Origin of the sequence: Gilliamella sp. BG3, from assembly GCF_046635605.1 — a bacterium.
Classification (GTDB): Bacteria; Pseudomonadota; Gammaproteobacteria; order Enterobacterales; family Orbaceae; genus Gilliamella; species Gilliamella bombi.
The window spans coordinates 58844-84282 of the sequence record NZ_JBIDFE010000001.1; the positions used below are offsets into that span (position 1 = coordinate 58844).

Below are 25439 nucleotides of genomic sequence, written 5' to 3' on the forward strand. Positions count from 1 at the left end.
TATTTATTTTTAAAAACAAACTTCTCATTTATAACTAGGCAAAAAATTTAATAATCTATAAAATGGTTGACTCATTTTTATTATAAAAAATTATAAGGATTTTTGAACTATGCCTGTATTTTATATCGTCATTGGTGTTATTGTTTTGCTTGCGTTAATTACTGTCTTAAAGGCAATTACAATTGTTCCCCAAGGTTATCAATATACTATTGAACGTTTTGGTAAATATACCCATACACTTGAACCCGGTTTAAATATCATTATTCCGTTTATGGATGGTGTTGGTCGTAAAATTAATATGATGGAGCAAGTACTCGATATTCCATCACAAGAAGTCATTTCAAAAGATAATGCTAATGTGCAAATTGATGCTGTTTGCTTTATCCAAGTACAAGAAGCGGCAAGGGCTGCATATCAAGTAAATCAATTAGAGCGTGCTGTCATTAATTTAATGATGACTAATATTCGTACTGTTTTAGGCAGCATGGAATTGGATGAAATGTTATCACAACGTGATCATATTAACTCTAAGTTACTAAGTATTGTCGATGAGGCAACAAGTCCATGGGGAATCAAAATTACCCGTATCGAAATTCGAGATGTTCGCCCACCAGCAGAATTGATTGCTGCGATGAATGCGCAAATGAAAGCAGAACGTAATAAACGTGCCGAAATTCTTGAAGCAGAAGGTGTTCGTCAAGCAGCGATTTTACGCTCTGAAGGTGAAAAACAATCTGAAATATTAAAAGCAGAAGGTGAAAAACAATCTGAAATATTAAAAGCAGAAGCGCGTGAACGTGCAGCCGAGGCAGAAGCAAGAGCAACTCAAATGGTATCCGATGCTATTGCTGCAGGTAATATTAATGCTATTAACTACTTTGTTGCCCAAAAATATACTGAAGCATTACAACAAATTGGTTCATCGGATAATAGTAAAGTGATTATGATGCCACTTGATGCGTCAAGTTTAATGGGTAGTATTGGTGGTATTGCTGAATTGATTAAAAACACGAAATAAAAAATCAATTTTTATACTTAAACATAGTGTTTCCTGAAACTTTTCAACAAAATCGTAAACTCTATATTTAGAAATTTCACTGAATGAATCTTAGAGGTGATTGATAATGAATGGTTTTTTGATGGTTTTCTATAATCCGCCTTATTGGGGATTTATTGTTCTAGGTGGTATTTTGCTAGTTATAAAATTACTCAATACTGGCAAATATGGTTTTTGGAGTGGGATCGCTACTTTTATTATTGTTTTAATTGCTTGGATTTTACCGTTTTCTTGGCCAATTTTGTGGATCATGGATAGCATTGGAGGCATTAACGAAATGATTAAAAATACTAAATAAAAATCAAATTTTATACTTAAACATAGTGTTTCCTGAAACTTTTTAACAAAATCTATAAACGCTATGTTTAAGATTTTTACTGAATGTATTATAAAGGTAATCAACAATGACTGATTTTTTTATGGTTTTCTATAGTTCGCCCCATTGGGTATTTATTGCTTTAGGCGGTATTTTGCTGATTATAGAATTACTTGGTACTGGTGGATACGGGCTTTGGAGTGGGATAGCTGCTATTATTGTTGGTTTAATTGCTTGGATTTTACCTCTTTCTTGGCCAATTTTATGGATTTTATTTGCAATTCTAACGCTTGTATCTGCTTATCTTTGGTGGCTTTGGCTCAAAAAGCAAGGTAAAGATAAATCAAGTAAAGGCGAAATCAATCAGCCACAACAAGATTTAATTGGTATTAAAACAGTTGTCACAGATGCTATTGTTAATGGCTCAGGTCGGGTAAAAATCAAAGATGGAACATGGTCGGCAAGATGCGTTGAAGATCTTAATGTTGGGCAGCGTGTTGAAATTATTGCTGTGGATGGTTTAATTTTAGATGTGCTACCTATAAATCAATAGTTTTTTGCTAGTTATAAAAATAAATAGGGCGCATTAACAATGCGTCTTTTTTATTATAAGAGCGAAAAATGAATTACAAAAAAATGATTTTCATTGGGGTATATGTCAGAAATTACTTTTTTCAAATCACTCAAAGTCATATTCTCTTGTTGGGCATGGTTTTCGGTAAGTTGATCAAATGTAATTTGTGTAATGTTAACTATTTTAATTGTACAAAAATACTCATCAGTTTCAAAAGTTCCAACACGAAGCTTATCACCAACTTTAAAATGTGATTCACTCTTATCTCGAATGGTAATGACTTTTAAACCAGCTAAAATATCAGACTTAAAACGTTGATAAAAAGTAATATCATTTTGCACAGCATTATCCTATGTGAAAATTACCCAAATTACTTAACAAGTATTAATCAAGCAAAGTAAATGTTTGCTTGTCCTGAGTTGTCGAATCACTACCGATATACACATTAAATTTTCCTGGTTCGGCAACATATTGCATTTTATTGTTCCAGAATTTCAGCATATCATATTTAATCACAAATTTTACTTGACCCTTAGTGTGCGGTTTTAAAGTAATATTATCAAAACCAATTAACTCTTTCACTGGGCGGCTAACCGACGCTGTCACATCTTGCAAATAAAGCTGGACGGTCTGCATACCTTCTCTATTTCCTGTATTTTCAACATTAACGGTGACAATAATTTCACCATCTCGATTCATTTTAGTACTTGATAACGAAAAGTCCATCGCAAAATTGGTATAACTCAAACCAAATCCGAAGGGGAATAACGGCTCATTAGGACTATCAAAATACGAGGTTGTATATTTGCCCATATTTTCCGTACCACGAGGACGGCCTGTATTCAAATGGCTATAATAGACTGGGATCTGCCCAACATTATAAGGAAAAGACATGGGCAATTTGCCCGAAGGGTTATAGTCACCAAATAGCACATCGGCAATAGCATTACCACCTTCGGTTCCTAAAAACCAAGTTTCAAGCATAGCATCTGCTTGAGCATACTCTTCAGATAATGTTAAAGGACGACCATTCATTAAGACAATGACCAAAGGTTTACCTGTTTTTTTCATTGCTTTAATTAATTGTTTTTGAGTTGCTTGCAAAGATAGATCTGTTCGACTTGATGACTCATGAGCCATACCTTCTGCCTCACCAACAAAGGCAATAACAATATCAGCTTTTTTAGCTATTTTCACCGCTTCTGCAATCATTTTATCGGCTGGTCGATTATCAAATTTAGTTGTTTCTCCGTATAAATTTAAAAACCGATATAAATTTTCATCATCAGAAAGATTGGCACCAAATGCATAGCTAATTGATTCAGGATTTTTAACTGCATTTTTAATACCTTCTAATGGAGTTACCGCTAAATTAGCACGCCCAGCTCCCGACCAACTCCCCAAAATATCACGTTTTGAATCAGCTAATGGACCAATCACCGCAATTTTCTTATTTTTAGCTAGCGGTAATATCTCATTCTCATTTTTTAATAACACAATACTGCGGCGTGCCACATCACGAGCTTCTTCACGATGTAATCGATTATCAGCAAACATTGTATCGATATCTAATTTTGGATCTAAATTACGATTAGGATCACTAAATAACCCCATATCATATTTAAGTTCAAGTACATGACGACAAGCTTGATTTATTTCATCTTCTGTAATGGCACCTTCTTCGACTAATTCAGGTAAAAATTGTAAGAAATATTCATCATTCATACTTATATCAATGCCAGCTTTAATCGCAACACGTACAGCATCTTTCGGATCACTAGCTACGCCATGATTAATAAGTTCACGAATAGCCCCATGATCACTGACAACAACACCATCAAAATGCCACTGATTCCGTAGCACTTCGGTTAACAACCAATGATTCCCCGTTGCTGGAATACCATTAACGCTCACTAACGAAACCATAACTGCCCTGCTACCTGCATCAATTGCTGCTTTATAAGGCACAAGATATTCTTGGAACATTTTGCGTTCGCTCATATCCGTACTGTTATACTCACGCCCTGCTTCAACTGCGCCATAAAGTGCAAAATGTTTTACTGATGTCACCAATGATTTTTTATCGGCAAGCGATTGCTTTTGCATCTTTTCAACAAAAATCCGCCCAGCTTCTGAGGTTAAATAAGGATCTTCTCCAAACCCTTCAGACACACGCCCCCATCTAGGATCACGTGTAATATCAACCATTGGCGCCCAAGTTATATTTAATCCATCCGAGGTAGCTTCGTCAGCTGATACTTCAGCAGCTTTTGCAATTGCACTACGATCCCAAGTGGATGCAATACCTAAATTAATTGGGAAGATAGTTCTATGTCCATGAATTATATCAAAACCAAAAAATAGAGGAATTTTATTGCGAGATTTTAGAGCACGCTCCTGCATTTGAGAAAGGTCAGGTTCGACAACAGTATTAAAAATGCCACCAATTTCACCTGCTTCAATTTTATCAAGTACTTTATCTAACGTTAGATCACCACCAACACTAATTAGGCGCAATTGTCCCGCTTTTTCTTGAAGCGTCATTTTTGATAATAGATTATCAATAAAAACTTTCTTTATTTCCTTTACTTCGCTATTAGGTTCTTGTGCAAACAAATGCCCAGAAAAGATAAGAAAAAATAAATATATAGCTACTTTTTTCATCATAATAAATATTGTTATAATTAAGAGGATAGACAAGCAGACAGCATAACGTATTTACAAAAAATCTCGTTTTTTTATCTACTTACATTCAGGTTTAAAACATCATAATAGTTATTGCATCCCCTTATTCAAACACTGTCTTTTCTGAAATTTTTTACAAAGTTTAAGGGATAATATTGCCGACAATTGTTGGCAATATCAACTCAATAACACATTAATCTCTAAAATTGGTAAATTGAAACGGTTGACCAAATTCGCTATTTTTAACCAATGCCATAGTAGCTTGTAAATCATCACGTGATTTACCTGTAACACGGACTTGTTCACCTTGTACTTGAGCTTGTACTTTAATTTTGCTGTCTTTGATCGCTTTTACAATCTTTTTAGATAGCTCTTTATCAATACCCTGCTTAAGCTTAACCGTAATGCTATAAAGTTTACCGCTGTGCTCCATTTCTTCAGGAATTTCAAGTGCACCACCATCAATACCTCGTTTAGCTAGCTTATCGCGCAGGATATCGAGCAGTTGCTGTACTTGAAAATCAGATTGGCTTGTTGCTTTAATCGTTTCATTTTTTTCATTTAATTCAAACGATGCTTCAACATTTTTAAAGTCCCAACGAGTAGCTAACTCACGAGTGGCATTTTCAACACCATTTTTAACTTCTGGCATTTGAATTTCTGAAACGATATCAAAAGAAGGCATAAATTCTCCTCTTCTAATGGTTATAAAACTAAAATTATCTAGTTAATAAATAGAATAATCGTCGCCTAACAATAATTTAGACGACTTTAAAATATAAGCGTGAATTAATCGATAGTACGAAGCAATTCATTGATACCTACTTTACCTAAAGTTTTAGCATCAACTTTTTTCACAATAACTGCACAATAAAGACTATATTTGCCATCTTTTGTCGGTAAGTTGCCAGAAACAACTACTGAACCAGCTGGTACACGTCCATAGTGAATTTCACCAGTTGCACGGTCATATATTTTAGTACTTTGACCAATAAATACACCCATTGAAATTACGCTACCTTCTTCAACAATAACGCCTTCAACAATTTCGCTACGTGCACCAATAAAACAGTTATCTTCAATAATGGTTGGGTTAGCTTGTAACGGTTCTAAAACACCACCAATACCAACACCACCCGATAAATGAACATTTTTACCAATTTGCGCACAAGAACCAACTGTCACCCATGTATCAACCATCGTACCTTCATCGACATAAGCACCAATATTGACATAAGATGGCATTAATACAGTATTTCGAGCAACATAGGCACCTTTACGAGCAATAGCAGATGGAACAACACGGAAACCTTCTTGTTGGAATCTTGCTTGATCATATTCAGCAAATTTTAATGGCACTTTGTCATAATAGTTAGTCGGACCGCCATCAATCAGTTGGTTTTCGTTAATACGGAAAGAGAGCAAAACCGCTTTTTTTAACCATTGATGAGTTACCCAATCACCATTGATTTTTTCTGCGACACGCATTTTACCACTGTCTAATAAAGCAATGCATTGGTTAATCGCATCACGTGTAACTGTATCAACATTTGACGGTGTAATCTCAGCACGACGTTCAAATGCTGCTTCAATAATAGTTTGTAATTGTTGCATCTCAAGTTTCCTTTAATTTATAGTCCGTTAGCAAATAATAATTAGATGGACAGTATAATATAATCTTTCTTGCTTTTTAAGTGGTTTAATCAAAACACCACAATCAATATCCAAGCAATCAAAAACAATCGAAATCTTAGTAAAGTCATAGGAAATCACAAAAAAACAGAAAAATAAAAGCTTTAATAAAAATCAATACTTTTTCTGATCACTTTTGGGATGTAATTGCACTGCTTTTTAACACAAAACAACTCACAAAAACCACCTAAGGCTATGTTATTTGTCTTATTCTCGCGTCAGACAAATTTGTCTGGAACAAATTTGAACATCTGAGCACAGAGAAGATGGCCTCGAAAAGGCGAGTATCAGGATGATACGAGAAGCGCCGTAGACACATTATGCGCTAAAGCGTGGGATTGCAAAAGGAGTTCACTCTAATTCCCCTTGCTAGGACATATTCAAGATAGCTATTTTATTCCCCAAAGGTCAATACGTCCGAAACCTTGCCGAACTAAAATAGACCACAGCTTTAAACCGCCACAGCGTAATACTGGACTACCTGCCACGCTTTCTGCGTCGGCGGCGGGGGGCGGCGCTATTGTGGCTTTGCCACAACGGCGCAACCCTAAGGGAAACGCCCCAACTTACGCTGGGGCTTTATTCTTTTTTATATTTTCCTCTCTGGCACCATAAACACTTTCCGCGCCCTAAGGATCAAGAACTAAACGCTAAAAACTAAGGTGCGGTGCAAGCAGCAGAGAAGCTGTAACTGTTACCGTTGCCGTCAACGCCGCCACTAGTAGAGAGAACATGGAAATTACGGATACTTGTGGCATCACTCGTCCAGTAGTTGTTGCTGATGAAACCCGTATCAGCATAGCTGTTCATATTACCCCACTCCGTGAAAAAACCTGCTCCTACATGACGTCTATAATAAAAAGTACCTGACGACGGCATCGCACCATCTATGTTATTTATACATGGGAACCTACTACTATTTACATCACACTTCGCATTGGTTAAATCACTTACCCGTGACAAACGATAACCCAAACTATTACACCATGTGGTTTGATTAGAAACGCTAGTTCTTTGAGCCCCCCGATTGACGAACCACTGCTTTAAGACAAAGCCATATCTCACCCCATTACCACTTCTATCACTTCCCACCAACTCAAATGTCTGTGGCAAAGATGGCACGGTAATTTGACTAGGATTAGAATTGCTCCACAAGCTTCTTGCCTCTGGACCATTCAACGTTACCCGTGTTACATTCTTGGATTTATCTCTAATCCAATTATCATATTGTACAGTACTTCCCCATGGGTCTATAAATGAACCTGAACGCGGCCTAACCCAACTCACCGTTGCCGTTATATCACCACGTGTGGTAACTGTCCAACTAAACTGACTTGCATCTATTCCACCTATATCCAAATCAAAATACAATCCATCTGCACCTGTTGTTGGAAAATTTAAACCGTAAGATGATGGATTAGTAGACTGAACTAAAAAGCCCTTAGCTGGATTCCATATGTTAGCAGGACCTGAGAAGCTGTCTGTGCCATAAGTTAGATTCGGCCTGACTGCACAAATAACGGGCTGTGATGGCGTGATATAATACTCCGCTGTTCCTCCACTAAAAGTACTACTATCTGGCAAACCATATTGTGTAGTTAAACTACCTCCTGTACTACTTAAGGTTACCTTATAAGGCGCTTTACATATATCTAATGCATCACTACGATTAATGGTATTGCCATCTTTATCCGTTATTGCTAACGATATACTTCCTAATGCAGTAACTCCACCTGCTCCCTGTCCATCTCCATCATCGTCTCTCCATTTACCTTGTGCCACTAAGTCATTTATATTTATTGAGTTGCTTGATGGCGGGACTATCATTTCAACATCAGCCAAAGTATCCCCTACATTCGGTAACTTGATTGGCGCTGTCGGTGATGAAGAATTATTTTGCGATGTGAATGTTCGACCATCTGATAACTTAATACCTAATAAGTCCTCTGTTTTAGTCACTTTAGTAACACCGCCATCAAAGGTTAAATAAGGTGCAGTACCCTGAATGTAATTAAAAGTAGTAGCCGATAATGCCTGCGATTCTAAGGAGTACGGCAATAACAACAACGGCACTAATGCCAATGGGATTTTTGAAAATAATTTTGTGAATAATTTCGATAACAATTCGAGAGATAATTTCGATGATATAAATGAGTTTCGTGCAAAAACTCTTCGAATAGGATTATTTAATAAATTTAAGGCATAGGTTTGCCAGTGCTGGTGGCTAAAATGATAATGCATCATGGTTCACCTGTCAAGTAATTATTTGTTTTATTATTTGTTTTATTATTTGTTTTATTATTTGTTTTATTTATATTTTTATAATTATTTGCTTATTTAATAAGCTTGTTTTCCTATAGCGATAAAAGTATAACCATTTTAAAAATTGTTGGCTAGTTTTTTGGCGGACTTTTTTGTAAAGAAATGTAAAAATAAAAACGATTTGTCTTTATAGAATAGATGGGTTAATTTTCTAATTAAAATAAGGTGTTAGTTTTGTAAGTTTTTGTATTTTGCGGAATGATTAATATTGCTGATAACATCTAAAACACAAACACGCCCAACAACCTAGTTTAGCGTACTAGCTTTACTTCGTTATCGGCACATTTTGACGCTCTAATAAGGCAAGCATATTAGCCTTGTAGTGCTATAAGTGTGTTTCTTGCTTTAAAAGCGTTCAAATGGACTATTGATTTTATTTAAGTTTTTTGTTAATTTCCTTGATTGCACCATGAAGTGTAATTCGTCTTAACGCTTAGAATAAAAAGCGACAGGGCTTTTAAACTTATGCCGTTTTCTTGTGTGTAAGTTCAATAGATATTGTGTATAGTTATAAATACAAAAATCTAGTATCTTTCCTTCCTAGAAAGGTGATTATAATACATAACAATCTCCAAACTGTGATGGTGCGAAGGTGCTAGTATAAATCACCTTTCTACTTTCTTCACTCCACCGTGTTTAAAATTGCACTTCATGTTTGAATCCAGGAAAAACAAAATAAAAAACTTAGTAAAATCAATATACTTGCCAACCGCTTTTTGACGTAATTTTTAAATAAACTTTTCATCAAAACAAAAAGCAAAGTATTAACGAAAAAAGCACAATTTATTTGAGCAATGTATCACAAATCTAGAATGTCAAATAACCAATTGTTTAATTAAAATGTACTCTGCAACTATCGTGATAGTTACCAAGACAATATTATGCAAAATTGGGGATTTTCATTACTAGAATTGTTAATAACTATTTGTATTAGTGCTATTTTAGTCACAATAGGCGTTGAGCATTGGAAAGAGCAACAGCTGCGTAATGAATTAGCTTATACAACCAAACAGTTAGCTTATTTTTTGTATGAAGTTCAAATAAAAGCGTCGATTAAAAATGAGAATTACATTATTCACCAATTTACTTCACCTTGGTGCATTGCAATCACTAACGATGAAAAACCTACATCATGCAGTGAAGGAGTACTTTATTTTATCAAACCTGATAATTCTGTTGAAATTAGTGAATTATTAAACAATAAAAATGCTTTGATCTTAGGTCGTCGCAACTTAGCACAAACAATGTCTTTCCAATTAAAAAATAAGATAGGTACTAGCAGGATTTTTATTTCTTTATTTGGACGCATTCGATTCTGTGCAGAAAATAGCTATATAACAGGGTTACCTCGATGTTAAAAGCATCTGGATATTCCTTATTTGAAATGCTTATTAGCTTAATATTATCAAGTCTAATTTTTATGGGTATAACCTCGTTTTACATTCAATTACAAACAAGTATTATGCAATATTATCAAAAAATACGTTTACAACAGGCAATTGAACTTGGATTAGCTGGTATGAAAAAAGACATAAGACGAGCTGGTTTTATTGCTAATGACCCCAAAAAAATAACAGCTAAAGCTATTAAAATCGATAAACAAGGAAAATGTATTGTTCTTCGATACGATAGCGAAATTCGCAATTCTTGGGTTTGGGACAAATTTACCCCTATAAAGTCAGATGTTTTTACCTATCGCTATAAAGAAAACAATATAGCCTATAAAACAGGAGCAATAGATTGTTTTGGAACTAAATGGGAAAACTTATTTGATTCAAACGAAATCAAAGTAACCGATTTTACAATAAAACAGCTACCCGATGCCATTAGTCTATCTGTTACTGCTGAATTAAGAAAAAACAAGCAGATTAATTATCACATAACTGAAATAATCAAAAATGAAAACCTATTTTAAACAAATTTATACTTCGTCTGGGTTTAGCACTATTTTAATGGTAGTTATTTTGATGGTTGTGGGATTGGTGCTATTAATTGGTTTTAATGTCCTTATTGCCTCGTGGCAAAAAACTATCTTAATGGAAAGTCAATACTATCAACAATTTAATCAAGCTAGTTCATCTTTAACTTGGGCAATAACCCAAAATTGGCAAACTCCTAAAACAAATTGGTATTGTATGACTGAACCCACTTATCAATTAAAAGCATGTATAAAAAAGTCTTTATTAAAAATTGATAAGTATGTGTTAGTAAGAGGCGAAGCTAAAGATTTTTATTTATATACACTCGCACATTTTGATAACAATCGATTGATTGTTGAAAAAGGTCATTGGCTCGATTATTGCCCAGAAAAAAGAGCTATTTATTGTGAATAACAAAAAGAAAAAAATAGCTGGCTTTAGTTTAATTGAAGTTATGATAGCAACGCTATTATTTTCAATTATTATGTTAGGATTTGTTAATTACCAACAAGCATTGTTTTATAAACATCATTACTTTACAAACTACTTACGTGCCAACAAAATTGCTTTTCAGCTACTTGATAGCTACCCTTATACCACAAACCAAATTATTCCTTCTGGTTGGCACTATAAGCTCACCAGTAAAACTTATAATGCTCAGTGTAAAATGGTTGTTATAACGGTTAATGCACCTAACAAACAAGTTACCAAGCAGCAACGATTATTTTGTAATTCACTCTAAATGTTTGCAAGTTAAATACCATTCATCCCTCTATCCAGTTATGTAGAAGTTGCAAAACTTGTGACGTTTTTTCAGCGTGAACATTATGCCCTGCACCTTCAACTACTTCAATTTTTGCATTAGGAAATTGTTCGAAAATCGCTGGATAAGCTTCATTTGTAATATAAGTAGAGTTACCTCCCCGAATAAATAACGTGGGTTTTAAGCAAGGAGAGATATTTTGCCAATCGCATATATGAGCATATTGTGAATTAATTGCTTCAATATTAAACAACCATTTATCATTCTTAAACGATTTTAGTAAAAAAAGAATGGTTGGCATGTTAATACCTACTTGTTCCATTAAATTGATGATCTGCTTTTTATCGGTAATTTTGTTACTAAGGCAATACATTAACACTCTTAAAATAGTGGCATTGGCCGAACGGTGATATTTTATAGGCGCAATATCGATAGCAACAATTTTTTGGATAGAATCTGAAAGCATTTGCGATAATTGCAAAGCAATCTTCCCCCCCATTGAGTGACCAACTAATATTATATCTTTTAATTGTAAATCATAACAAAGTTCAGCTACATCTTCAGCCATAGTTTGATAAGTTATCTTATTAGACCAAGGGGAATGCCCATGATTCCGCAGATCAACTTGCACGGTTTGATTATGTTGCACAAAATCCTTCGCTAGCATATTTAAATTATCTAAACTCCCAAATACCCCATGTAAAAACACTATCGGCTGTCCATCACCCTGTAATTTATAGTTTAATTTCATACTTTAATTCGACCAATTATTTTAAGTGGCATTATTATACTTCTATTTTCAATACCATCACCGATTAATTCAATAACCACAATTTGCATAAATATGATAGAATTTAATACCAACTTTTTAACTAGTGTTAGGCCATATGTTTCAAAATAACCCTCTACTTGCACAATTAAAACAAGAACTCCATGAGCAAACACCACGCGTTGAAGGCACTATTAGAGCTCATGAAAAAGGATTTGGTTTTTTAGATGTTGATAATAAAAAAAGTTATTTCATCCCTATTGCTAAAATGAAAAGAGTTTGCAATGGTGATAAGGTATTAGGGACAGTAATAAGTAATAACGATAAAGAGTCTTTTGAACCTGAATCATTAATTGAAAGTGCATTGCAAAAATTTATTGGCAAAATAGGCTTTCAAGATCGTGCAATGGTTATTTATCCTGAAAATATGTCAACTAATCTAGCCATTCGTTGCAAAATAAACAAGCAAGTTAGCGAAAAACTAAAAGAAGGCGATTGGGTTGTGGCAACGCTTGTTTCTCACCCTTTGCAAGAAGAACGGAATCAATTTCTTGCCGAAATTGTTCGTTTTGTTGCTGAAAGCAATTCACCTTATCAACTTTGGCTAAAAACGTTAGCGCGCTACGATTTAGAAACTCACGCCCCACAGTTCGATTCATTATCAATTAACGGTACTGAACTTGATAACCGTCAAGATTTAACCGATGTTAACTTTTTCACCATCGATAACGAAGATACAGAAGATATGGATGATGCTATTGCGATATCAAAAGGTGAACAAGGAGATTATCAATTGACGGTTGCCATTGCCGATCCTACCGCTTATGTATTACAAGATAGCGAACTTGATCGTATTGCCAAAATCAGAAATTTTACCACTTATTTACCTGATTTTAATATCCCTATGCTACCCAAAGAGCTTGCCAATGATTTATGTTCATTAAAAGCAAATCAAAAACGTCCAGCAATGATATGTAAAATGGGTATTGACGAAACGGGCAATATTAATAGCGATGAGATCACTTTTATACCAGCTTGGATTGAATCAAAAGCTAAATTAACTTATAACAATGTTTCTAATTTTTTAGAAAATAATGAAGATTTAGAAACTAACAATCCAATTATTAAACAGCAACTTAAACATTTAGCTGACTTAGCAAAAATTCGTATGACATGGCGGCAAAATCATGCATTAGTTTTTAAAGATAATGGAGATTATCGTTTTGAACTTGATGAAAATCGCCAAGTTAAATCAATAATTAAAGAGTCTCGTCGGATTGCAAATCAAATAGTAGAAGAAGTCATGGTTTTAGCAAACCAAGTTTTAACATTGCAATTAAAAAATAAAATTGGTTTTGGAATTTTTAATATTCATTCAGGTTTTGATAATAAATATATTGAACAAGTAGTGACTTTTTTAAATGACAACGGAATCACTGAATTTGATAAAGAATCATTATTATCTTTCGATGGTTACGTAAAGTTGCGTCGTATAATCGACAACACTCCATTTTTGTCCACAAAACTTCGTAAGTTCCAAAGCCCTGCTGATTTTTCAACTGAACCTAAACCACATTTTGGTTTGGGATTTGATGCCTATGCAACATGGACTTCACCAATACGTAAATATGGTGATATGGTCAACCATCGATTAATCAAAGCATTTATCCGATCACAAGAATTAGTCGCACCCGATAAAGATCAATTAAAAAACATGAATGAAAGACGCAAAACATTACGCTATGCAGAACGTGATATGGCTGAAAACCTTTATGCTCAATACTTATCAAATAAAGTAGGTGAAAGTTTTTCTGCTGAAATTATCGATATCAATCGTGGTGGTGCTCGAGTTCGTTTATGTGATATAGGCGCTTTTGCATTTATGCCACTTTCAATGATTCACTCAGTCAAGGAAGAAATTATCTCGTTACCTGAGGAAGGAATCATCAAAATTAAAGATGAGGTTTGCTACAAACTTGCTGATTCTATATCTGTTGTTATTCTCCAGGTTAAAAGCGAAAATCAATCAATCATTACAAAATTAACCAACAATTAAAAAATAAAAGAAAGATTATTCTTGCTTGAATTTACAGCTTTTTTGCTGTTATTTCTTCCCCCGATGTAAATCAGGGGGAATAATTAAAACTTTATTATATTTTTAATATCAAACCTCTTTTTCTTATTAAAAATATCTGTTATCTTTCGGGACTAAAAATAATGAATTAATCATTAAAATGAACAATAATTCAGGGAGGCTATAATGTCAATTCATGGACACGAAGTATTGCATATGATGAATGGAAACAATTATACCGAATCTTCTTTACTTGATGCTATCAAAAGTAAGTTTGGAGAAGATGCCATATTTCATACTTGTTCAAAATCCAACATGAATGCCGAGCAACTAATCGCTTTTTTAAAAGCAAAGGGGAAATTTAAACCCTCAGTTGATCATGAAACTAAATTTACGGTCGATAATAAAAAAATATGCAAACATTAGAGAGAAATGACCGTATATAAAGTACAATTTTTATAAATTTAATTTAATCTGCTAGTGTTTTTTAAATTAATAAGAGTATATAATTTCGCGCTATAACAATAATCGTTATAAGTGGCTGTTGTTACTAATAACGTGACTAAATTAGTGGCAAAGTTGCTCGCTTTAAAATTAACCTAAAGAATATGCTCATGGAATTTGATAAATGAAAGTAAGTAATATCCTTATATGCACCTTTGTCGCTATTCTTGTCACAAGTTGTGCAAAAAAAAATTTACCTTTAAAAAATAATGAACCAATTTCCGAAACAGAGCAACTATCTCTATTAAAACAACAAACTGAAACTAACGACCCTTATGTTGTTGATGCTAAAAATCAGCTAATTCGGTTTGTTGGTGATAAAAACTTCGATAACTACATTATTAAACAAGGTATTCTAAATTGTAAAGGCAATAATAATCTCTCCTCTTGCGTATTGAATTTTTATTTAAATGAACTATATAAATTAAAGTATCATGTGCAACTCAAAAAAGTAGTTGAGGAAAACCAAGCCGAACATAATATGGAACTAAGTAAAATAAAAGCAACTGAAAACAATATAAAAAGTTATTGCCAATATTCAGCTGATTTCGTTGCAGCAATTTATACAAAAGATAATGCAAAAATAACACAATATTTTCGACCACAATTTAGAATGTCAGAACAAGATATCTCATCCTTAAAAGCAAAGATTACTAAAGATGACTATTCTTACTTCCTAATAAACGAAAACCCAAGCATTCTTCAAGAAATGAAAGTGGATTACGTTGAGAAATGCTTAGATGATCCAAAAAACAATATTATCAATTATTTCAATATTTTTAGATAATACTAACGCGAGTCTTTTATGTGCAATTTATTTCCAATTCATAAGTTTAATAAAACTTTAATTTGCAAGGTGCTTTGCTTAGCTTCAGCTACTTGTATTAGTTTTTCTGCATGGGCTTTTTCGCTTGATGATGTAGTTGAAAAAGCTGAAAAACTATCTAAAAAGGCTTATGTTCAACCATCTAAAAATATTCCTAATGAATTAGCATCTTTACAATTTGCTGATTACCAAAAAATTCTATTTAATCATAAAAAAGCTTACTGGGGTGATCAAAAAAGTCGTTTTAAACTTGAGTTTTATCACGAAGGAATGTACTTTGATGTTCCAATAAAGATTAATGAAATTGTTAATAACCAAATAACTCCAATACAATATGATCCTAGCTATTTTGATTTAAGCCAGATTAATCTTGATAAACTAGATACTAAAAATTTGGGTTTTGCTGGTTTTAAAGTCCATTACCCAATTAATAATCCAACAAAAACCGACGATGAAATATTTTCAGCTCTTGGTGGCAGTTATTTTCGTGCGGTAGGTAAAGATCAACGCTATGGTCTTTCGGCAAGAGGGCTTGCCATTAACACTGGAGAAATGTCTGGTGAAGAATTTCCACGTTTCAAAGAGTACTGGATTGAAAGACCAGAACCAAATCAAAAACATTTAGTTATCTATGCATTACTTGACTCACCAAGCGTAACTGGTGCTTATAAAATTACATTGATTCCAAGTATTGATACTACTGTTACAGTTCAAGCTAAGGTCTTTTTCCGCGATTCTGTAAAAAAACTTGGCATTGCCCCACTCACCAGTATGTTTTTATTTGGGCCTAATCAACCATCACCATTGTTAAATTATCGACCTGCAATGCATGACTCTAATGGTCTGTCAATTTTAGCTAATAATAACGAATGGATATGGCGTCCATTAAATAACCCTAAACGTCTATCGTTTTCATCGTATAGTTTAGAAAACCCAAAAGCTTTTGGCTTAATTCAGCGTGATAAAGGTTTTGATGATTATCAAGATCTCGATGATCACTATGAAAAACGACCAAGCGTTTGGACTGAAATTTTAGGCGATTGGCAAAAAGGACGAGTCGAATTAGTTGAAATCCCAACAGCAGACGAAACTAACGATAATATTGTCACTTTTTGGGTGCCAGAAAAACAATATAAAGCTGGCGACGTGCTTGATATAAAATATCGATTACATTATTCATTACATGAATTACAGCGTTATCCTAATAATATCGCAAAAGCTATTAGTACCCGATTATCACTCGGCGATATAAAACAAGCTAATTTAATTCGTAAACTTGATGGCTCTAATGCGTACGTGATTGACTTCGCTGGTCCTTCATTATCAGAAAATGACCCAGTCAAAGTAATTTCAAGTATTACTAACGGCTCTATTGTAAGCTGTGATTCACAGTACAATCCAATAATAAAAGGATGGCGTGTAATTGTTAGATTCAACGTCCAAGATAGTAAAAAGGCAACGGATATTCGTGTACAACTCGCTTCACAAGCAACCAATGAAGTGATTTCTGAAACTTGGAGCGGGCAATACCCAGCACAATAGTAATGTAATAGTCATTATTATTATAAGATAAAAATATGAAAAAAGATTACTTTACAAATCTACCTGATGCTGAAGCTTGGCGTCAAAAATATGAAAATAATACAACATCACCTGATGATGTTGAGTTCTTAAAATATCGCTTAAATCAGATTGGCGATACTAGTTCTTTTATTGATGACCGAAAACAACAACCAAGTTATCCTGAAGTTGAACGCGTTCCAATTCAACCTCAAATCTGGAACCAGCGCTATATTGCCAAGTCAAAACATAACTTTAATATTTTAGCTATAATTCGACGCTTTATTATGTTTGCGCTGATTGTAGTACAAACATATTATGGAACCACTTATCTATCTTCTTTATTACCATACCAAAGTTGGCAAAAAATCAATTTTATGACTAATTGGGATATCAATCCTGAATTAGCCATCTACAGCATAATACCTTATATCATACAAGGGGCGATTATTATCCTGTTTGCTATTTTGTTTTGTTGGATCTCCATTGGATTTTGGACCAGCATTATGGGCCTAATTTTAGCCGTCATGGGTAAAGACCGTTACACTATTCCTATTCCCAAGGACCCAGCATCACATATCGACGCAAAGCATCGAACCGCTCTTGTTATGCCAATTTGTAATGAAGATGTTGCTCGAGTATTTGCTGGGTTACAAGCAACTTATCAATCTTTAGCTGAAACAGGCCACGCAGCTTGTTGTGATTTTTATATATTAAGTGATACTAACGATCCCGATCTATATGTGAACGAACTTAAAGCTTGGGCTGAATTTAATGCAGCAAAACAAAACAATGGTTGCAACGTTTTTTATCGCCATCGCAAACGCCGAGTAAAACGTAAAAGTGGTAATATTGATGATTTTTGCCGTCGTTGGGGGCACCAATATGAATACATGATGATCCTTGATGCCGATAGTATCATGACAGGTGATTGTATTTTAAAAATGATCGCCATGATGGAAATGACCCCTAAAGCCGGTATTTTACAATCACCACCAAAATCAGTAAGAATGACCACGCTTTATGGACGTATTCAACAATTTGCCAATCAGATTTATAGTGATATATTTTGCTCTGGCACACACTTTTGGCAACTAAGCGAAGCACAATATTGGGGTCACAATGCAATGATTCGCTTAAAACCTTTTATTGAGCATTGCATATTATCTCCATTGCAAAAACGTAAGGGTCCAATTCATATCTTATCGCATGATTTAGTTGAGGCGACGCTTATGCGTCGTGCTGGTTATGGCGTCTGGATCGCTTATAATATGAATGGAAGTTATGAAGAGCTTCCTGGTAATATGATTGAAGATTTAAAACGTGATAATCGCTGGTGTATGGGTAACTTAATTAATTTAAGGCTAATCTTCAAAAGCGGTATTAAATTGACCCATCGTTTAATGTTTGCAACTAGTGGCATGGCTTATATTTCTTCATTATTGTGGCTAGTATTTTTAATATTTTCGACACTATTATTATTGGTGTTTAATATTTCTGAGCCTCAATATTTCTTCCAACCTAACCAATTTTATCCGACTTGGCCAAGGTGGGATGAACAATTAGCCATTCAACTATTATCAACCACAATGGTTTTACTGTTTGCACCTAAATTCTTCAGCTACGGTATTATTATAGCCAGAACTGGGGCAAAAGATGTTGGCGGTATATTTAAATTAACTTTATCAATACTGATTGAAATGATTTGGTCAATGATTTTAGCGCCAATACGCATGATCTTTCATAGTAAATTTGTACTTAAAGCATGGATGGGCAGTAAAATTCAATGGAAGTCACCATCCCGAAGTGACGACGCTCTAACATGGGGGGAGTCATTTTATTTTTGTTGGCCACTGTCATTATTAGGTATTATCTGGTTAGGAGTAATTATCTGGTTAAATCCACAATTTACTTATTGGTATATAGCCATATTAATACCTTTAACCATTTCACCTTTAGTAATTAGAGTATCTGGGCTTTCAAGTATCGGCATGAAGGCAAAAAAAGCAGGACTATTTTTAACCCCTGAAGAAACGCATCCTACAAGAGCTGTTACTCTTACAGGCGAATATTTAATTAAAACTGAAACTGCATTTGTTGAGCATGGTTTTGTTATGGCGTTGGTCGATCCTATATATAATGCGCTAACTTGCGCTTTATCGACTTCAAGACATAGAGTTAATAATAAAAACCAACAAAAACGCAATGAGCTTATTGAACAATATCAACACATAGACTTAGAAAAAATGAGTAAAGAAAAGCAGTTAGCGATTTTAGAAGACCCAATTATTCTTTCCGCATTACATCGTCATATTTGGCAACAACAAGAAAAATACGACAATTTGTTCTCAATATGGCAAAATGAACGCCAGCAATAAGAAATAGGGCTTTTGCCCTATTTCACTTCTTTTAGTAACTAATCAAAATCCATGGATATTTTTATGACTTGGCAACCTTCTGCACCTATAAATAATTTACTTAAGCGCGCGAAAATTGTTTCTCTAATTCGTCAATTTTTTGCTGATCGCTGTATTTTAGAGGTCGAAACACCTACCTTAAGCCAATATGCAGTAACAGACGTACATTTAAGCTCTTTTCACACTAAATTTTTAAAGCCTGGTGAAATCGATGAGCAACAAGGGCGAAACATGTCATTAATTACTAGCCCTGAATATCATATGAAACGCTTACTAGCTGCTGGTAGTGGTCCAATTTATCAAATGTGTAAATGTTTTCGTAATCATGAAGAATTCAGCCGTTATCATAACCCTGAGTTTACCATGTTAGAATGGTATCGCATCCAATTTGATATGATGCAAATGATTAATGAAGTCGATGATCTATTACAAACCATTTTAGATTGTGAACCTGCTGAACGTATTTCTTATCAAAAAGCGTTTCAAAGGCATCTTAATATTGATCCTTTGGAAGCCGATCACGCAACCTTAGTCAATGCAGCAAATCAGCTTGATATCGGACTTAACACAGATAATTATGATAAAGATGGATTGTTACAATGCTTATTCACTTTCGGTGTTGAACCACATATTGGTCAAGACAAGCCTATTGCTGTATTTAACTTTCCAGCATCACAAGCTGCATTAGCCGCTATTAGCCCAGAAGATCATCGTGTAGCTAGCCGTTTTGAGTTCTATTACAAAGGTGTTGAACTTGCTAATGGCTTTAAAGAATTGACTAATGCACAAGAACAACGAATGCGTTTTGAACAAAATAATTTAGATCGTACTAATCAAAACTTACCAGCTCAGAATATTGACATTGAATTACTGGCCGCTATGGAAGCTGGGCTACCAGACTGTGCTGGAGTCGCTGTCGGATTAGACCGTTTAATTATGCTTGCCTTAAATTGCAATAGCTTGAATGATGTGATGTCATTTACTTTTGAAAGGGCTTAATTATGTTCAATGCTTTAGGATTAACCGAATGGATTGCCATTATTATTGGGATTGTTGCCTTAATGTTATTTGTATTTGCTATAAAATCTCAATCAACAATTAATAATTTACAGCAACTATTCGATCTACAACTAATTCAAAAAAAGGAAGAAAACCAAACTTTAGTAATTCAAGTAAAACAACTTGAGCATGAATTAGAGCAGTATCGACAACAAAATCTAGCGCAGAATGTTAAAATTAGTGAACTCAAAACGCGTTTAGAAGAAACGTTAAGTGCAACACATGAACGACAAACCATACTAGAACAAAGCGAACAACGGCTTACGACTCAGTTTGAAAACCTAGCCAATCGTATTTTTGAACAGAGTGGTAAAAAGATTGAACAACAAAATAAACAGAGCCTTGATTTTTTACTTTCACCACTTAAAGAACAGTTAGAAGGCTTCAAAAAGCAAGTTCAAGATAGTTTTGGGCAAGAGGCTAAAGAGCGCCACACACTGACGCATGAAATCCGTAACTTGCAACTACTTAATGAACAAATGAGTAAAGAAGCAACCAATCTAACTAATGCGTTAAAAGGTAATAACAAAACCCAAGGAAACTGGGGAGAATTTATCTTAAGTCAAATTTTAGATAATTCAGGATTACGTTCAGGTTATGAGTACGAAACACAAGTTAATCTAACCAACGAAAACAATCAACGATTACAACCCGATGTCATTGTTCACTTACCGCAAGGGGGTGATGTAGTTATTGATTCAAAAGTGACCTTGGTTGCCTACGAACGCCATTTTAATAGTGATGACGAAAACGTTAAAGCAAAAGCAATGGCCGAACATTTAACGGCTGTGCGTAACCATTTAAAACAACTTAGTCAAAAAGATTATCATAAACTTATTGGCATTAATTCATTAGATTATATTTTGATGTTTATTCCTGTCGAGCCAGCATTTTTAAGTGCAATAGATAATGACCCAACATTAATTAACGATGCGCTGAAAAGTAATATTATGATAGTAAGCCCCACTACTTTATTAGTTGCATTACGAACTATCCATAATTTATGGCGATTTGAATATCAAAATCGTAATGCTGAACTTATTGCCGATAGAGCAAGCAAATTATATGACAAAATGCGTGGCTTTGTTGAAGATATGGAAAATCTGGGCAGTTGTTTAGACAAAGCTCAACAAACCTATCAAAATTCCATGAACAAATTATGTAAAGGTCGTGGCAATGTAATTGGACAAATTGAACGATTTCGTGAAATGGGTATCGAAGTTAAAAAACCGATTAATCCAGATATTACCTTATTATCAATGGATGAATTGAATAACGAAAATGAGAGTAAATAAACAAAACCTAGATTCACGATTATGGGAAATAAGTGTATACTCATCGCACGCAAAGAGGAATTGAATATGGCAAAAAAGCAAGACAAAGAAGTAAGTTTCGAAGAGACACTTAAACAGCTCGAAACCATTGTAGCTCAATTAGAAAACGGCGATCTACCATTAGACGAAGCACTAAATGAGTTTGAAAAAGGGATCAAATTAGCAAAAGCAGGACAAAAACAGTTACAGAAAGCTGAGCAACGCATTCAGATTTTATTATCTGAAAATAGTGACGCCGAACTGTCAGAATTCTCAAATGATGATAATGAATAGTTTAAAGCCATTACAAGAACGAATTGATTCGTTTTTAACCACCTATATTTCACAAATTGAACCATCTCAACTTCAACAAGCAATGAGTTATAGTTTGTTGGCTGGTGGAAAACGAATTCGACCTATTTTAGTCTATTTAACTGGACAAATGTTTAATTGCCCCCTTTCTAAGTTAGATGAAGCCGCTGCTGCGATTGAAGCAATTCATACTTATTCATTAATTCATGATGACTTACCTGCAATGGATAATGATGACTTACGCCGAGGAAAACCGACCTGCCATATCCAATTTGGTGAAGCTCAAGCAATACTTGCTGGTGACGCCTTACAAAGTTTAGCCTTTTCAATACTAGCAAAAAGTAAATTAATCGATGCTGAAACTAAAATTAATATGATAACTGAACTTGCCCATGCCAGTGGCGTTAATGGCATGTGCCTTGGTCAATCACTTGATTTACAGGCCACACATCAATCAATTAGTCTTGAACATTTGCAAAAAATACATTGTTATAAAACAGGAGCATTGATCAAAACGGCAATCCGTTTGGGTGCTTTTGCATGCGTTGAAATAGCTAAACCTTATCAGCTAATGCTCGATCGCTATGCTGAGGCTATTGGGCTAGCATTTCAAATTCAAGACGATATTTTAGATATCATTGGCGAGCAATCTATTATGGGTAAACCACAAGGTTCAGACCTTACTCATGAAAAAAGTACATACCCTGCATTAATTGGGCTAGATAGCGCAGTAAAACTAACCCAGCAACTCTATCAGCAAGCTATCGATAGTCTAAAACAAATACCTTATAATAATCAGCCATTACAGGAACTTGCTGGTTATATTATTAATCGCAATAGTTAATAACTAGCTAAAATACAGCATTACATAATGAATTTAGATAATTACCCTTTGTTAAAACAAATAAACTCGCCTGAGGATCTAAGACGTATTCCTCAGTCACAGTTATCGTCTATTTGTCACGAGCTTAGACAATATTTACTCGCATGCGTAAGTCAATCAAGTGGTCATTTAGCATCGGGACTAGGTGTTGTTGAATTAACAACAGCCTTGCATTATGTTTATCACACACCTTTTGATAAAATTATTTGGGATGTTGGTCATCAAGCTTACCCTCACAAAATTTTAACTGGTCGACGAGACCAAATGCTCACTATTCGTCAAAAAGGGGGACTTCATCCATTTCCTCATCGTAATGAGAGTGAATATGATGTGCTAACCACAGGTCATTCTTCAACTTCAATTAGTGCAGCACTTGGTATTGCAATTAGCGAACAAAAAAAACAATCAGGTAAAAAAGTAGCTGCCATTATTGGTGATGGAGCATTAACTGCTGGTATGGCATTTGAAGCAATGAATCACGCTGGTCATGTTAAGCCAGATATGCTAGTGATTGTCAACGATAATGATATGTCAATTTCTGCAAATACTGGAGCACTTAACCAACATCTAACTCAAATATTATCAAGTAAAGCCTATACATCTTTTAGGGAAAATAGCAAACGAATATTAGCTAATATTCCACCATTAAAAGAACTTGTTAAAAAAACTGAAGAACACTTAAAAGGATTAGTCACACCAGCTATCTTATTTGAAGAACTTGGATTTAATTATATAGGTCCTGTTGATGGACATGATATTAATGGATTGGTCGCAACTTTACAAAAAGTTCGCCAATTAAAGGGTCCACAACTGCTTCATGTAATAACACAAAAAGGCAAAGGCTACGCACCAGCTGAAAAAGATCCGACTTTATGGCATGGCGTACCAAAATTTAATCCAAATGATGGTATATTACCTACTACTCAAAAAGTTGCGCCAACATATTCGCAAGTATTCGGCGATTGGTTATGCGAAATGGCGCAAAATGATAAACGTTTAATGGCAATAACCCCAGCAATGGGAGAAGGTTCAGGTATGACAAAATTTGCAAATAATTATCCTGACCAATTTTTTGATGTTGCAATAGCCGAACAACATGCGGTAACCCTTGCTGCTGGGTTTGCAATTAGTGAATTAAAACCTGTTGTAGCTATTTACTCAACTTTTTTGCAACGCGCTTATGATCAAGTAATTCATGATATTGCTATTCAAAACTTACCTGTATTGTTTGCTATCGATCGTGCAGGAATTGTCGGCGCCGACGGTGAAACTCACCAAGGTGCATTTGACTTAAGTTATCTACGCTGCATACCCAATATGGTCATTATGACACCGAGTGACGAAAACGAATGTCGACAAATGCTCTACACAGGCTATTTACATAATGGTCCTGCAGCAGTACGTTACCCCCGTGGTGAAGGCACTGGAACACCATTAATCCCATTAACAGCAATTCCTTTGGGACAATCTAAATTTTGCCGGCAAGGTGAAAATATTGCTTTACTAAATTTTGGCGCTTTACTTACCGAAGTTTTACAAGCTGCAGAACAAATCAATGCTACAGTTATCGATATGCGTTTTGTTAAACCATTAGATGAAAAAGTCCTTTTGCACATTAGCCAAACTCATAATATACTTGTCACCATCGAAGAAAACAGTATCAAAGGCGGAGCAGGTAGCGCCGTCTGTGAATATTTATTATCGAAAAAAATAAAATGTGATATTTTAAATATTGGACTCCCTGATAAGTTTATTTCTCAAGGCTCTCAAAGCGAAATAAGGCAAGAAATAGGACTAGATAAAAAACACATTATCGATAAAATTAATCGTTTTATGAATCAATAGGTTAAATATGGAAACTCAAGCTGTCACTATTCAAATTTTTGGACGAACATTAAAATTTAATTGTCCTGTTGATGAAGTCGACGCACTTAACAATGCCGCAAAAGATTTAGATGCGCGCTTAACAAATTTACGAGAAAAGTCTCCACATGTTGGCAGTGATCAACTTATTATGACTGCCGCTCTAAACATTTCTTACGAACTCTCAAAAGAAAAAGAAAAAAGCAGTGAATTTGGCGATCGGTTAAAAATGTTACAACAATTACTCGATTCTGCCCTAAATCCTAATAATTAACTACTTGAATTGTAAATTTAATACAAATAGTATTGTATGATCCGTCAAATTTTGTATTATAGCATACGACTCTGAGATGATCGCCATATGGGTTAGTCCCCTGAGCCGATATTCTAAACTTAAGAACGGAGTGACTTTTAATTGGTGTGTATGCCTTACTTGTAAGGAAACCTAAAAATTAAAACACAATGTTCACCTTGAACCTTGGGTTCAAGGGTTACGACCCTAACGACATCTTGGAGCGCTCTTTTACTTTT

General features: G+C 34.7%; 25 protein-coding genes and 1 other RNA gene. 19 read left to right on the top strand and 7 right to left on the bottom strand.

The features are described from left to right. The first annotated feature begins 109 nt into the window (after positions 1 to 109). The 3 genes from ACGH6S_RS00260 to ACGH6S_RS00270 all read left to right on the top strand — a co-directional run bounded on the left by ACGH6S_RS00260 (position 110) and on the right by ACGH6S_RS00270 (position 1926). The gene (locus tag ACGH6S_RS00260) at positions 110 to 1018 is read left to right on the top strand and encodes an SPFH domain-containing protein (RefSeq protein WP_085164139.1); all 909 of its coding nucleotides are present in this window, start codon (positions 110 to 112) and stop codon (positions 1016 to 1018) included. 106 nt (positions 1019 to 1124) lie between these two features. Further along, on the top strand, positions 1125 to 1355 hold the full coding sequence (locus tag ACGH6S_RS00265; RefSeq protein WP_065610987.1) for a hypothetical protein: 231 nt from the start codon (positions 1125 to 1127) through the stop codon (positions 1353 to 1355). Between the two features lie 106 nt (positions 1356 to 1461). After that, complete coding sequence (locus ACGH6S_RS00270) at positions 1462 to 1926, top strand: NfeD family protein (RefSeq protein WP_065560179.1); 465 nt, start codon at positions 1462 to 1464, stop codon at positions 1924 to 1926. A 53-nt stretch (positions 1927 to 1979) separates the two neighbouring features. Here the strand turns inward: ACGH6S_RS00270 and yqfB are convergent, their stop codons facing one another. The 6 genes from yqfB to ACGH6S_RS00300 all read right to left on the bottom strand — a co-directional run bounded on the left by yqfB (position 1980) and on the right by ACGH6S_RS00300 (position 8568). Then, complete coding sequence (yqfB, locus tag ACGH6S_RS00275) at positions 1980 to 2288, bottom strand: N(4)-acetylcytidine aminohydrolase (protein ID WP_034910676.1); 309 nt, start codon at positions 2286 to 2288, stop codon at positions 1980 to 1982. A 43-nt stretch (positions 2289 to 2331) separates the two neighbouring features. Continuing rightward, a complete protein-coding gene (bglX, locus tag ACGH6S_RS00280) occupies positions 2332 to 4614 on the bottom strand; it encodes a beta-glucosidase BglX (protein ID WP_296318335.1) in 2283 nt (760 codons plus the stop codon). Between the two features lie 211 nt (positions 4615 to 4825). Beyond that, a complete protein-coding gene (locus ACGH6S_RS00285; RefSeq protein ID WP_065560184.1) occupies positions 4826 to 5317 on the bottom strand; it encodes a YajQ family cyclic di-GMP-binding protein in 492 nt (163 codons plus the stop codon). A 104-nt stretch (positions 5318 to 5421) separates the two neighbouring features. Beyond that, entirely contained in the window at positions 5422 to 6246 is an 825-nt protein-coding gene (gene dapD / locus ACGH6S_RS00290) for a 2,3,4,5-tetrahydropyridine-2,6-dicarboxylate N-succinyltransferase (protein WP_034910674.1), read from the bottom strand. A 467-nt stretch (positions 6247 to 6713) separates the two neighbouring features. Continuing rightward, entirely contained in the window at positions 6714 to 6869 is a 156-nt protein-coding gene (locus tag ACGH6S_RS00295; protein WP_296301775.1) for a hypothetical protein, read from the bottom strand. 112 nt (positions 6870 to 6981) lie between these two features. After that, entirely contained in the window at positions 6982 to 8568 is a 1587-nt protein-coding gene (locus ACGH6S_RS00300; protein ID WP_411578138.1) for a hypothetical protein, read from the bottom strand. 959 nt (positions 8569 to 9527) lie between these two features. On the opposite strand from ACGH6S_RS00300, the gene ACGH6S_RS00305 reads away from it, so the two are divergent. From ACGH6S_RS00305 to ACGH6S_RS00320, 4 genes are read left to right on the top strand one after another with little or no spacing between them, the layout of a single operon-like run. Beyond that, entirely contained in the window at positions 9528 to 10004 is a 477-nt protein-coding gene (locus ACGH6S_RS00305) for a prepilin-type N-terminal cleavage/methylation domain-containing protein (RefSeq protein ID WP_085164125.1), read from the top strand. Continuing rightward, positions 9998 to 10561 carry a prepilin peptidase-dependent protein gene (locus tag ACGH6S_RS00310; protein ID WP_085164123.1) on the top strand — a complete coding sequence of 188 codons (564 nt, stop codon included), beginning with the start codon at positions 9998 to 10000 and terminating at the stop codon, positions 10559 to 10561. The genes ACGH6S_RS00305 and ACGH6S_RS00310 overlap by 7 nt, the downstream gene beginning before the upstream one ends. Then, positions 10545 to 10979 carry a DUF2509 family protein gene (locus tag ACGH6S_RS00315; RefSeq protein ID WP_174798019.1) on the top strand — a complete coding sequence of 145 codons (435 nt, stop codon included), beginning with the start codon at positions 10545 to 10547 and terminating at the stop codon, positions 10977 to 10979. Before ACGH6S_RS00310 ends, ACGH6S_RS00315 begins: the two co-directional genes overlap by 17 nt. Beyond that, positions 10972 to 11307: a prepilin-type N-terminal cleavage/methylation domain-containing protein gene (locus ACGH6S_RS00320; RefSeq protein ID WP_411578139.1), complete on the top strand. Its 336-nt coding sequence runs from the start codon at positions 10972 to 10974 to the stop codon at positions 11305 to 11307. The genes ACGH6S_RS00315 and ACGH6S_RS00320 overlap by 8 nt, the downstream gene beginning before the upstream one ends. Positions 11308 to 11329: 22 nt before the next feature. On the opposite strand, the gene ACGH6S_RS00325 is transcribed toward ACGH6S_RS00320, so the two are convergent. Next, positions 11330 to 12079 carry an alpha/beta fold hydrolase gene (locus tag ACGH6S_RS00325; RefSeq protein ID WP_174798018.1) on the bottom strand — a complete coding sequence of 250 codons (750 nt, stop codon included), beginning with the start codon at positions 12077 to 12079 and terminating at the stop codon, positions 11330 to 11332. Between the two features lie 136 nt (positions 12080 to 12215). Between ACGH6S_RS00325 and ACGH6S_RS00330 the strand changes: the two genes are divergently transcribed. From ACGH6S_RS00330 to ssrS, 12 genes are all read left to right on the top strand, one after another. Further along, positions 12216 to 14153, top strand: a complete 1938-nt coding sequence (locus ACGH6S_RS00330) for an exoribonuclease II (RefSeq protein WP_411578140.1) — start codon at positions 12216 to 12218, stop codon at positions 14151 to 14153. A 204-nt stretch (positions 14154 to 14357) separates the two neighbouring features. Continuing rightward, positions 14358 to 14597: a YecH family metal-binding protein gene (locus ACGH6S_RS00335; RefSeq protein ID WP_034910662.1), complete on the top strand. Its 240-nt coding sequence runs from the start codon at positions 14358 to 14360 to the stop codon at positions 14595 to 14597. Between the two features lie 202 nt (positions 14598 to 14799). Then, positions 14800 to 15462, top strand: a complete 663-nt coding sequence (locus tag ACGH6S_RS00340) for a hypothetical protein (RefSeq protein WP_065589216.1) — start codon at positions 14800 to 14802, stop codon at positions 15460 to 15462. A gap of 18 nt (positions 15463 to 15480) precedes the next feature. Beyond that, positions 15481 to 17043 (top strand): glucan biosynthesis protein G, encoded by a 1563-nt coding sequence (locus tag ACGH6S_RS00345; protein ID WP_174798016.1) that lies wholly within the window; start codon positions 15481 to 15483, stop codon positions 17041 to 17043. 35 nt (positions 17044 to 17078) lie between these two features. Then, on the top strand, positions 17079 to 19439 hold the full coding sequence (gene mdoH, locus ACGH6S_RS00350) for a glucans biosynthesis glucosyltransferase MdoH (RefSeq protein ID WP_411578141.1): 2361 nt from the start codon (positions 17079 to 17081) through the stop codon (positions 19437 to 19439). A 63-nt stretch (positions 19440 to 19502) separates the two neighbouring features. Then, positions 19503 to 20477 carry an elongation factor P--(R)-beta-lysine ligase gene (gene epmA, locus ACGH6S_RS00355; RefSeq protein WP_411578142.1) on the top strand — a complete coding sequence of 325 codons (975 nt, stop codon included), beginning with the start codon at positions 19503 to 19505 and terminating at the stop codon, positions 20475 to 20477. Between the two features lie 62 nt (positions 20478 to 20539). Next, the gene (gene rmuC, locus ACGH6S_RS00360) at positions 20540 to 21832 is read left to right on the top strand and encodes a DNA recombination protein RmuC (RefSeq protein ID WP_411578199.1); all 1293 of its coding nucleotides are present in this window, start codon (positions 20540 to 20542) and stop codon (positions 21830 to 21832) included. Between the two features lie 66 nt (positions 21833 to 21898). Further along, complete coding sequence (gene xseB, locus ACGH6S_RS00365; protein WP_411578143.1) at positions 21899 to 22144, top strand: exodeoxyribonuclease VII small subunit; 246 nt, start codon at positions 21899 to 21901, stop codon at positions 22142 to 22144. Further along, entirely contained in the window at positions 22128 to 23006 is an 879-nt protein-coding gene (gene ispA, locus ACGH6S_RS00370; RefSeq protein ID WP_411578144.1) for a (2E,6E)-farnesyl diphosphate synthase, read from the top strand. Before xseB ends, ispA begins: the two co-directional genes overlap by 17 nt. A gap of 27 nt (positions 23007 to 23033) precedes the next feature. Further along, positions 23034 to 24890, top strand: a complete 1857-nt coding sequence (dxs, locus tag ACGH6S_RS00375; protein WP_411578145.1) for a 1-deoxy-D-xylulose-5-phosphate synthase — start codon at positions 23034 to 23036, stop codon at positions 24888 to 24890. 7 nt (positions 24891 to 24897) lie between these two features. Continuing rightward, the gene (gene zapA / locus ACGH6S_RS00380) at positions 24898 to 25182 is read left to right on the top strand and encodes a cell division protein ZapA (RefSeq protein ID WP_065589209.1); all 285 of its coding nucleotides are present in this window, start codon (positions 24898 to 24900) and stop codon (positions 25180 to 25182) included. Between the two features lie 65 nt (positions 25183 to 25247). Continuing rightward, positions 25248 to 25428, top strand: a non-coding RNA gene (ssrS, locus tag ACGH6S_RS00385) — 6S RNA. Positions 25429 to 25439: the final 11 nt, after the last annotated feature.

Bases quoted from the DNA above. Each gene is read 5' to 3' on its own strand.
- xseB (WP_411578143.1), top strand. From the start codon at position 21,899: ATGGCAAAAAAGCAAGACAAAGAAGTAAGTTTCGAAGAGACACTTAAA.
- rmuC (WP_411578199.1), top strand. From the start codon at position 20,540: ATGTTATTTGTATTTGCTATAAAATCTCAATCAACAATTAATAATTTA.
- ACGH6S_RS00330 (WP_411578140.1), top strand. From the start codon at position 12,216: ATGTTTCAAAATAACCCTCTACTTGCACAATTAAAACAAGAACTCCAT.
- ispA (WP_411578144.1), top strand. From the start codon at position 22,128: ATGATGATAATGAATAGTTTAAAGCCATTACAAGAACGAATTGATTCG.
- ACGH6S_RS00260 (WP_085164139.1), top strand. From the start codon at position 110: ATGCCTGTATTTTATATCGTCATTGGTGTTATTGTTTTGCTTGCGTTA.
- bglX (WP_296318335.1), bottom strand. From the start codon at position 4,614: ATGATGAAAAAAGTAGCTATATATTTATTTTTTCTTATCTTTTCTGGG.
- ACGH6S_RS00265 (WP_065610987.1), top strand. From the start codon at position 1,125: ATGAATGGTTTTTTGATGGTTTTCTATAATCCGCCTTATTGGGGATTT.
- ACGH6S_RS00285 (WP_065560184.1), bottom strand. From the start codon at position 5,317: ATGCCTTCTTTTGATATCGTTTCAGAAATTCAAATGCCAGAAGTTAAA.
- ACGH6S_RS00300 (WP_411578138.1), bottom strand. From the start codon at position 8,568: ATGATGCATTATCATTTTAGCCACCAGCACTGGCAAACCTATGCCTTA.
- zapA (WP_065589209.1), top strand. From the start codon at position 24,898: ATGGAAACTCAAGCTGTCACTATTCAAATTTTTGGACGAACATTAAAA.
- ACGH6S_RS00340 (WP_065589216.1), top strand. From the start codon at position 14,800: ATGAAAGTAAGTAATATCCTTATATGCACCTTTGTCGCTATTCTTGTC.
- dxs (WP_411578145.1), top strand. From the start codon at position 23,034: ATGAATTTAGATAATTACCCTTTGTTAAAACAAATAAACTCGCCTGAG.
- ACGH6S_RS00335 (WP_034910662.1), top strand. From the start codon at position 14,358: ATGTCAATTCATGGACACGAAGTATTGCATATGATGAATGGAAACAAT.
- epmA (WP_411578142.1), top strand. From the start codon at position 19,503: ATGACTTGGCAACCTTCTGCACCTATAAATAATTTACTTAAGCGCGCG.
- dapD (WP_034910674.1), bottom strand. From the start codon at position 6,246: ATGCAACAATTACAAACTATTATTGAAGCAGCATTTGAACGTCGTGCT.
- ACGH6S_RS00305 (WP_085164125.1), top strand. From the start codon at position 9,528: ATGCAAAATTGGGGATTTTCATTACTAGAATTGTTAATAACTATTTGT.
- mdoH (WP_411578141.1), top strand. From the start codon at position 17,079: ATGAAAAAAGATTACTTTACAAATCTACCTGATGCTGAAGCTTGGCGT.
- ACGH6S_RS00315 (WP_174798019.1), top strand. From the start codon at position 10,545: ATGAAAACCTATTTTAAACAAATTTATACTTCGTCTGGGTTTAGCACT.
- ACGH6S_RS00270 (WP_065560179.1), top strand. From the start codon at position 1,462: ATGACTGATTTTTTTATGGTTTTCTATAGTTCGCCCCATTGGGTATTT.
- ACGH6S_RS00325 (WP_174798018.1), bottom strand. From the start codon at position 12,079: ATGAAATTAAACTATAAATTACAGGGTGATGGACAGCCGATAGTGTTT.
- ACGH6S_RS00345 (WP_174798016.1), top strand. From the start codon at position 15,481: ATGTGCAATTTATTTCCAATTCATAAGTTTAATAAAACTTTAATTTGC.
- ACGH6S_RS00310 (WP_085164123.1), top strand. From the start codon at position 9,998: ATGTTAAAAGCATCTGGATATTCCTTATTTGAAATGCTTATTAGCTTA.